General features: G+C 70.7%; 8 protein-coding genes and 2 pseudogenes. 5 read left to right on the top strand and 5 right to left on the bottom strand.

Translation table 11 applies throughout. The annotated features are described in order from the left end of the window. Nucleotides 1-157 precede the first annotated feature (157 nt). The 4 genes and pseudogenes from DIZ27_RS43510 to DIZ27_RS48620 all read left to right on the top strand — a co-directional run. Nucleotides 158-1,090: pseudogene (locus DIZ27_RS43510) on the top strand (FAD-dependent monooxygenase); the annotation flags it as partial. 172 nt (nt 1,091-1,262) lie between these two features. Next, on the top strand, nt 1,263-1,478 hold the full coding sequence (locus DIZ27_RS49135) for a hypothetical protein (protein ID WP_375232085.1): 216 nt from the start codon (nt 1,263-1,265) through the stop codon (nt 1,476-1,478). Between the two features lie 12 nt (nt 1,479-1,490). Beyond that, nucleotides 1,491-2,042: a hypothetical protein gene (locus DIZ27_RS48615; protein WP_309074998.1), complete on the top strand. Its 552-nt coding sequence runs from the start codon at nt 1,491-1,493 to the stop codon at nt 2,040-2,042. After that, nucleotides 1,991-2,698 carry a metallophosphoesterase gene (locus DIZ27_RS48620; RefSeq protein WP_309075000.1) on the top strand — a complete coding sequence of 236 codons (708 nt, stop codon included), beginning with the start codon at nt 1,991-1,993 and terminating at the stop codon, nt 2,696-2,698. The genes DIZ27_RS48615 and DIZ27_RS48620 overlap by 52 nt, the downstream gene beginning before the upstream one ends. A gap of 40 nt (nt 2,699-2,738) precedes the next feature. Here DIZ27_RS48620 and DIZ27_RS43520 read toward each other — a convergent pair whose 3' ends face one another. The 4 genes and pseudogenes from DIZ27_RS43520 to DIZ27_RS49140 form a co-directional block, all read right to left on the bottom strand. Beyond that, nucleotides 2,739-5,231 carry an excinuclease ABC subunit UvrA gene (locus DIZ27_RS43520; protein WP_109383792.1) on the bottom strand — a complete coding sequence of 831 codons (2,493 nt, stop codon included), beginning with the start codon at nt 5,229-5,231 and terminating at the stop codon, nt 2,739-2,741. Between the two features lie 121 nt (nt 5,232-5,352). Beyond that, nucleotides 5,353-5,763 carry an ACT domain-containing protein gene (locus DIZ27_RS43525; RefSeq protein ID WP_109383793.1) on the bottom strand — a complete coding sequence of 137 codons (411 nt, stop codon included), beginning with the start codon at nt 5,761-5,763 and terminating at the stop codon, nt 5,353-5,355. Between the two features lie 305 nt (nt 5,764-6,068). Beyond that, nucleotides 6,069-6,275 carry a transposase gene (locus tag DIZ27_RS43530; protein ID WP_181384015.1) on the bottom strand — a complete coding sequence of 69 codons (207 nt, stop codon included), beginning with the start codon at nt 6,273-6,275 and terminating at the stop codon, nt 6,069-6,071. Continuing rightward, nucleotides 6,220-6,495, bottom strand: a pseudogene (locus tag DIZ27_RS49140) (transposase); the annotation flags it as partial. The gene DIZ27_RS43530 and the pseudogene DIZ27_RS49140, both read right to left, overlap by 56 nt. A gap of 244 nt (nt 6,496-6,739) precedes the next feature. Between DIZ27_RS49140 and DIZ27_RS43540 the strand changes: the two are divergent. Next, nucleotides 6,740-7,953 (top strand): IS3 family transposase gene (locus DIZ27_RS43540; RefSeq protein ID WP_375232086.1). Its coding sequence is split into 2 segments (ribosomal slippage): nt 6,740-7,019 and nt 7,019-7,953, totalling 1,215 coding nucleotides; the frame shifts between segments, so codons are not numbered across the junction. On the opposite strand, the gene DIZ27_RS43545 is transcribed toward DIZ27_RS43540, so the two are convergent. Further along, the coding region (locus tag DIZ27_RS43545; RefSeq protein ID WP_146229137.1) for a transposase family protein at nt 7,954-8,200 on the bottom strand (247 nt) is incomplete at its 5' end.

Below are 8,200 nucleotides of genomic sequence, written 5' to 3' on the forward strand. Positions count from 1 at the left end.
GTCCGGGACCACGSGSCCGCTTCCCACCCGCCCGTTAACTGGCCGTCATCCCGACGTGAAGCGGCCCCGTGGTCCCGGACCGGCCCGCGCCTGCCGTGGTATCGCGCCCCGCGCACTGCCCGTGCGGCGGGTCCGGCCGTTGCGAAGGAGTCAGAAGATGCCACCGTCCCCCCAGGTGCTCATCGCCGGCGCCGGACCCGCCGGGCTCGCGCTCGCGGCGGAACTGGCCGGCTTCGGCGTCTCTTGCCAGGTGGTCGACAAGCGCACCGGGCGCAGCCGGCTGTCCCCTGCCGGCACGGTCGAGCCCCGCACCCTGGAACTCCTCGACATGCGCGGCCGGGTGGGTGACGTGCTGGCCTGGGGGCGGGAATGCCCGCATCCGCCGCTCGGCAACGAGGATGGCTACCTGGACTACGGGCTGCTCGACACGCCTTTCCCCTTCAGCCTGTCCATCCCGCAGGCGCGGACGGAGGACGCGCTGCAGGCCGCCGCCGAAAAGGCGGGCGCGGTGCTGCTCTTCGGGACCGAGATGACCGGGCTGTCGCAGGACGACGACGGGGTCGATGTCGAGTTGACCGGGCCAGAGGGTCCGGCCACCGTCCGGGCCCGGTACGTCGTCGGCTGTGACGGGGTGAACTCCACCGTTCATGACGCCATCGGCGTGGAATTCGACGGCTGGAACTACGACCAGTCGCTGATGATGGCCGACGCCCGGCTGAGCAGCCCGCCGGGGCCGGCCGAGTACGCGCGGATCACCCGGCGCGGCATGGCGGCCCTGTTCCCGTTCCGTGACGGCACGTACCGGGTCATCGTGCTGGACCGGGAGAAGTTCGCCGTCCCCGCCGACGAGCCACTGACGCTGGAGGACCTGAGCGAGAGCTGCGCCGCCATCCTGGGCTCGGACATCGGCATGCACAACCCGCTGTGGCTGTCCCGGTTCCGCAGCTCGCAGCGGCACGCGAAGACGTACCGGGCCGGCCGGGTACTGCTCGCGGGGGACGCCGCGCACACGCACATTCCGTCCGGCGGACAGGGGCTCCAGACCGGTATCCAGGACGCGTTCAACCTGGGCTGGAAGCTGCGGGCGGTCCTCGACGGATGGGCGCTGCAAGGGCTGCTCGACAGTTACGAGGCGGAGCGGTACCCGAACCCGGCGGACAAGCGTGACCGGTGGACGGGTCGGCGCATACCGGACCGGCCGCTCGTGGTGACCCCCCGGCGGCCCGGAACGGCTGTACGAGTTGTTCCGGAGCGGTCATTTCGTGCTGACCGGCACGGAGGGCTGTCCGCCCGCCGCCGCGGGCTGGGAGGCCCGGCTGCGTACGGGTGTGCTCGCCGAACCCCTCGGCGCCCGGTGGCCCGCGCATGTGCTGCTCCGGCCGGACGGATACGTGGCCTGGGCGGGCGTCGAGCCCGGCCTCGGGTTGACGAGGGCGCTGCGTCGCTGGTGCGGTGAGCCGCGCACGGTCGCCGGCTGATCCGGGGATCCGGTGTCCTCCGCGTTGTTCGTCGCGCTCGTGCTGCCCGTCCTGGCCGGCGCCCACTCCTACGTGTGGTGGCGGATGGTCCGCGCCACGACGTACCCGGGTTCGTGGTGGCGCCGGGTCGGTACGGTCCTGATCGTGCTGCTGGTGGCCGCACCGCCCGGGGAGCGCGCGCTGCCCGCTTCGCTGGCCACCGCAGTCGGCTGGCCCGGCTTCACCTGGATGGCGGGGATCCTCTACCTGACGCTGGCGCTGCTGGCGGGTGAGGCGGTCCGCCCCGTGCTGATGCGGGTCCGGCGGAGGAGCTCCGTCGGTGACACGGCGTCCCCAGCCCTGAGGACGGCGTCCGATGACGGAGGGGAGCGCCCGTACGGTACGGGCTCCGTGCCCGGCCCGGACAGCCCGGCGCCCGCGTCGGCCGACGAGCTCCTGGCCTCCCGGCGGATGTTCGTGAGCCGGGGTCGTCGCCGTCGCCGCCGGGACCGCCCCGCGTCAGGCACCTCGTCGTGCCCCTGGCCCGGCTCGGCCCGGAGGCCCACGGTTTCCGGATCGCGCTGATCAGCGACATCCACCTGAACGTGCTGGTGGGGCGTTCCCGCACGCGGCAGCTGGTGGACCTCCTCAACGGCACCGAGCCGGACCTGGTGGCCCTCGTGGGTGACCTAGTGGAGGACGCCGACGTGGCTGTCCAGGGGCGGGCCGCCGAACCGCTCGCGGACCTGCGGGCGCCGCACGGCGCGTACTACGTCACCGGGAACCACGAGTTCTACTCGGGCGCCGAGCAGTGGGTCCGCTTCGTGAGCGGGCTCGGGCTGCGTCCCTTGCGCAACGAGCGGATCGCCCTGCCGGGCTTCGACCTGGCCGGGGACGAGGACGCGAGTGGCGTCAACCACGACGACGGCCCCGACTACGAAGCCGCGTTGGGCGGACGTGACCGGGACCGGGCCGTGGTTCTCCTCGCCCACCAGCCCGCGCAGGTCACGGAGGCCGCCCGGTACGGGGTGGACCTCCAGTTGTCCGGGCACACCCATGGCGGCCAGCTGTGGCCCTTCACCCGTCTCGCGTCCTTGGTCGAACCGAACGTCGCCGGGCTGAGCCGGTACCGGGACACCCTGCTCTACGTGAACCGGGGCACCGGCTTCTGGGGGCCGCCGGTCCGTCTGGACGCCGACCCGGACATCACCGCCGTGGAGCTGGTATCGCCCCGTGCCTGACCGTGTGCGCAACGGCCGGGCGCGGGGCGTCACCGGTGTGTCAATGGTCGCCATGCCCGTTCAGCAGCGGCAGGCCCGCCATGTACCGGCGGAAGTAGCCCGCGGTCGGGGTGTGGGCCTCGGCGACCTGGTCGGGGGTGCCGGCCGCCACGACCGCCCCTCCGTCCGGTCCGGCTCCCGGGCCGAGATCGATCACCCAGTCCGCGGAGGCCGCGACGGGGATGTCGTGCTCAGCGACGACCACCGTGTTGCCCGAGTCCAGGAGCAGGTCGAAGGCGTCCACCATGCGCTGGATGTCGGAGGGGTGCAGACCCGAGACGGGTTCGTCGAGCACGACCAGTCCGGCCTTGCGGCCCTCGGAACCGCGCTGGATCGCCGACGCGAGCTTGAGGCGCTGCGCCTCGCCACCGGAGAGTTCCGTGGCGTTCTGGCCGAGTTGCAGATAGCCGAGGCCGACCCGGTCCATGGCCTTGAGCGTTTCCGCCAACTGCCTGTTCCCCGTGAGGCGTTCGACGGCCTCGGCGACGGTCAGCTCCAGCACCCCGTCGATGGTCAGTCCCTGGTAGGTGATCTCCAGGGCCTCCGATGTGTAGCGGCGTCCCTCGCAGGCGTCGCAGACCACCCACACGTCCGGCAGGAAGTGCATGTTGACCAGCTTGCGGCCGTAACCCGTGCAGACCTCGCAGCGTCCGCCGTTGGCCGTGTTGAAGGAGAACCAGGAGGCCTTGATGCCGCGCTTGCGTGCCTCGTCGGTCTCCGCGAACAGCTTGCGGACAATATCGAACGCCTTGCTGTAGGTGGCGGGGTTGGACCGGGGTGTCCGGCCGATCGGCTCCTGGTCGACCACGGCGACCCAGCCGAAGGCCCCGGCCCCGGTGACCCGGCGGACGGCGTCGGCCGCCGTTCCGGCCAGAGCCGCCTCGGTCCCGGCACCGAGGGCGCCGAGGAGGCTGCTCTTGCCACTGCCGCTGACCCCGGTCAGGCAGGTCAGCCGGCCCACGGGGAAGCGGACCAGGTCCGCCGTCACGTTGTGCGCGGACAGCCCGTGCAGTTCCACCCAGCCGGTGCCCTCCCCGACCGGCCGACGGCTGCGGCGCAGCCGCGGTCCCTTCCCGGCGAGGTAGTGGCCGGTGAGCGAGCGGGGGTGTCCGGCGACGTCGGCGGGGGCGCCGGAGACAAGCACCTCGCCGCCGAGCCGTCCGGCGCCCGGTCCCATGTCGATGACCCAGTCGGCACGGGCGATGAGTTCCGGGTCGTGCTCGACCAGCAGCACGGTGTTCCCGGCGGCGCGCAACTCCAGTGCTATGTCCAGTAGATGGGCCTTGTCGGCGGGGTGGAGGCCGGTGCCCGGTTCGTCGAGTACGAAGATGATGTCGCTAAGTTCGGTGCTGAGCTGGGCGGCGAGCCGGGTGCGCTGGAGTTCGCCGCCGGACAGGGTGGCCGCGCTGCGGGACAGTTGCAGGTGGGCGAGGCCGAGGCGGTCCAGCACCCGGAGCCTGCGGGCGAGATCCTGGAGGAGGGGTTCGCCGACCGCGCGCTGTGCGGTGTCGAGGCCGGAGGTGACCCGGCCACCCCAGGCACGTACCTCGCCAACGTCGGCCTCCAGCAGTTCGGGGTAGGCGAGCCCGCCGAGCCTTACCGACCGGGCGATCTCGTCGTAACCGGTTCCCCCGCAGGTGGTACAGGGCATTTTGCGCATGTACGGCAGATACCGCTCTTTCGCGCTGGGTGTCGCCGCGTTCGCGAAGACTCGCTCGACCTCGGCGAGCGCTCCTCGCAGCGGCTCGCTGGAGGTGTACGTCCAGGAGGACGTCTCGTTCTTGTTCGGCACGTCGACGGTGGCTTCGATCTTCTCGTCACCCGTGCCGTACAGCACCTCGTACCGGAAGCGCTCGGGTAGCGACTGCCAGGGCAGGGCGAGGTCCACGCCGCGCTTCTCGGCCAGTGCGGGGATGAAGGCGTGTTCGGCGGAACGCCACTTCGCGTACCAGGGGGAGGCTCCCTCGAAGAGGGGCAACTCCGGTCGCGTGATGACGAGTTCCTCCTGAGCCTGCCAAACTCCGCCGACGCCGTGGCACTCGGAGCAGCTTCCTTCCGGGGTGTGCCGGTCGAAGTGGGCGGAGCTGAGATGTCCGTCACCGGGGAGCGCGTCCGGGCCGATGCCTGGCAGCCGGGAGTAGAGCAGCCCGAGGTGGCCGTCGATGCCAGTGATGGTGGCGACGGTGGAGCGCGGATTGCGATTGAGCCGACGCTGGTCGACGGCGAGGGTGGCGCCCAGGCCGAGGACCCGGTCCACCTTAGGGCGGTTGCGCTGGGTGATGTACTGCCGGACGAACGGTGATAGCCCTTCCAGGTAACGGAGTTGGGCCTCGTTGTGCAGGGTGTCGATCGCTAAGGAGGTCTTGCCGCTGCCGCTGACGCCGGTGAAGGCCACCACCCGCCCCTTGGGGATGCGCACGGTGACGTCGCGGAGGTTGTTGGTTCGTGCTCCCACCACCTCGATGGTCTCCGAGGTGCGCACGCTTGCTGTCATTTCTTCAGTCCTCTCCCCGGTGACGGGAAGGGGAGCGTACGAACCCGGAGCGCCCGGCAGGGGTCGGTTCTCCGCGTCCTGAGCATGTCGAAGGCCCTTCCCGAATGGATCACCGAGGCTACTACGCGACGTCGGCCGCACATCTGCGGGAGAGTCCTTCGAGCAGCTCCAGGGCACGGTGCGTCGCCTCGTACGGCACGAAGAGATGGTCGTGGTGGAATCCAGCCACCACGTTGCAGCTCATCCCGGCCCCGGCGAGTTCCTGTGCGACGGCGGCGGTCAGGCCCACCGCGTCCAGGGCCGAGTACACCCGCAGGACCAACCACCCGGCCACGTAGTCGTACTTGAGCCCTGCCGCCTCGGCGTCCTCCTGCCGCAGCACCAGGGTGAGACCCTCCGGTTCGGTCACCGTGACGACCGGGGTCACCCCGGGCCGGATGCCACCGGCCACGGTGGTGAACACATAGCGTCCTGGATTCAGTTCCGGCCGCATGCCGATCAAGAGTTGTCGCAGGTCAGTTTCACCGGGCACGACAGATATCCTATACAGCCGGGCGGGCAGGGCGCGCACTGTGACGTGTCGCCCCTTCGGCGGAAATACCATCGGGTGATAACGGGCGGGGCGTCCAGCTACTTCGCTCTGGCGGTGAGCCCTTCCAGCGCCGGGATGACCGTGCGCAGGTCGTCGCCCTCCACCGCCGTGCTCGCCAGGCGGACGTCGTCCGGGGCGTTGAAGGCGATGCCGACGCCCGCCGCGTCGAGGAGCGGGCTGTCGGCCGGGCACGCTCCGACGGCGGCGCAGTCAGTGAGGGGGAGGCCTGGGGAGCGTCTTGTCGATCACGTCTCGAGCCAGATGAGTGCGCTGGCCAGGGTGATGGCTGCGAGGTAGCGGCCGGGCTGTTTCTCGTAGCGGGTGGCGATGCCGCGCCATTGCTTCAGGCGGTGGAAGCAACGCTCGACCTCGTTGCGCCGCCGGTGGCGCTCGCGGTCAAATCCGGCGGGCCGGCCGCCCGCACTGCCTCTGCGCCGACGATTGGCCCGCAAGCCGGTCAACGCGTTCCGGGATGGTCGCCTTGATTCCGCGTCTGCACAGGTAGGCGCGGAAAGAGCGGGCCGAGTAACCCTTGTCGGCCACCAGCCGCTCGGGTCGACCACGGGGTCGTCCCGGTCCGGGTTGGATGACGCGGATGGCGTCGATGACCGTCTCGGCCTGGGTGCAGTCGTTGCGGGTGCCAGCCGTGACAGTGAAGGACAACGGCCGGCCCCGCCCGTCACAAGGTGGATGTTGCTGGTCAGCCCGCCGCGGGAGCGTCCGAGCCCACGCTTCTCAAGCCCCCTTCGCACCCGGCCCGCCGACGGCAACAACGGCTCGATCACCGACCACGCCGCGTCAGATATCTCCCCATCCATCACAGCCAGCCAACGATCGGATGATCGCAAAGACACTGCCTAGCCCTGAATCGCCCCGGGTTTGATGGAGATATCGAAGACCCGGAAGGATGCCGATCATGGCTGCGCCCAAGAAGTACTCCGACGAACTGCGTGAGCGTGCGACGCGGATGGCGGTCGAGGCCCGCAAGGACCCCGCCGGCCGGACCGGAGCGATCCGCCGCATCGCCGAACAGCTCGATGTCCACCCCGAGGCCCTGCGCACCTGGGTCAAACGGGCCGAGACCGACGAGGGCCTGCGTGAGGGCACCACCAGCGCCGACGCAGCCCGGATCGCCGAGCTGGAGCGCGAGAACAAGGAGCTACGCCGGGCCAACGCCATCCTGAAGTCCGCCTCGGCTTTCTTCGCCGCGGAGCTGGACCGCCCACTGCGCTGAAGGTCGCCTACATCGACCGGCACAAACAGGAGTTCGGCGTCCAGCCGATCTGCGAGGTCCTGACGGGCACCGACGCCGAGATCGCGCCGAGCACCTACTACGCCGCCGCCGGCAGGCCGCCCAGTGCCCGCAGCCTGCGCGATGCGCGGCTCACCGAGGAGATACGCGTGCTCCACGCCGCCAACTACGGCGTCTACGGCGCCCGGAAGATCCACGCCGCGCTGCGCAGAGCCGGCCGGAAGGTGGCCCGCTGCACCGTGGAACGCCTCATGCGCGAGGCCGGCCTGCGCGGCGTGAGCAGGGCCAGGGGACCGCGCACCACCCGGCCCGCTCCCGAGACCGGCCGCCCCGCCGACCTGGTCAAACGCGAGTTCACCGCGAGCGGGCCGAACCAGCTGTGGGTCGCGGACATCACCTACATCCGCACCTTCTCCGGCTGGGTGTACGCCGCGTTCGTCATCGACGTCTTCTCCCGCATGGTCGTCGGCTGGCAGGTCGCCACCAGCCTCTACACCGATCTCGCCCTGGATGCCCTGGACATGGGTATCTGGCGCCGCCGACGCGACGGTGCGGACCTGGCCGGGCTGATCCATCACTCCGACCGCGGCGTGCAATACCGTGCCCTGCGCTACACCGAACGCCTCGCCGATGAGGCCGCCGTGGCCTCGGTCGGCTCGCGTGGCGACTCGTACGACAACGCCCTCGCCGAGGCATTCAACAGCCTGTTCAAGGCCGAGCTGATCCGCAACAAGGGCCCGTGGACCGGCATCAACGACATCGAGATCGCCGTGGCGGAGTACATCGACTGGTTCAACCGGCGACGCCTCCACGGAGAGCTCGGGCACCTCCCGCCCGCCGAGTACGAGGCCCTCCACACTGAGCCGTTTCCATCTTGATCAGCTGGTGAGTTCGAGAGCGACGATGGCGCGGACGACGGTGGTGATCCTCGTGGTGCTGCAGCGCAGTTTGCGGAGTACTCGCCAGCACTTGAGGGTGGCGATGGCGCGTTCGCCGAGGCTTCGGATCTTTGCGTGATCGCGGTTGTGGCGGCGGCGCCAGCCGCGCAGGTGCTTGCCCCGGATCGGGACGCGGACGGCGGGTCCGGCGCCCTGGTAGGCCTTGTCCGCCCAGCACTTGATGCCG

Source organism: Streptomyces sp. NWU339 (assembly GCF_003143855.1).
In the GTDB taxonomy this organism is placed as follows: Bacteria; Actinomycetota; Actinomycetes; order Streptomycetales; family Streptomycetaceae; genus Streptomyces.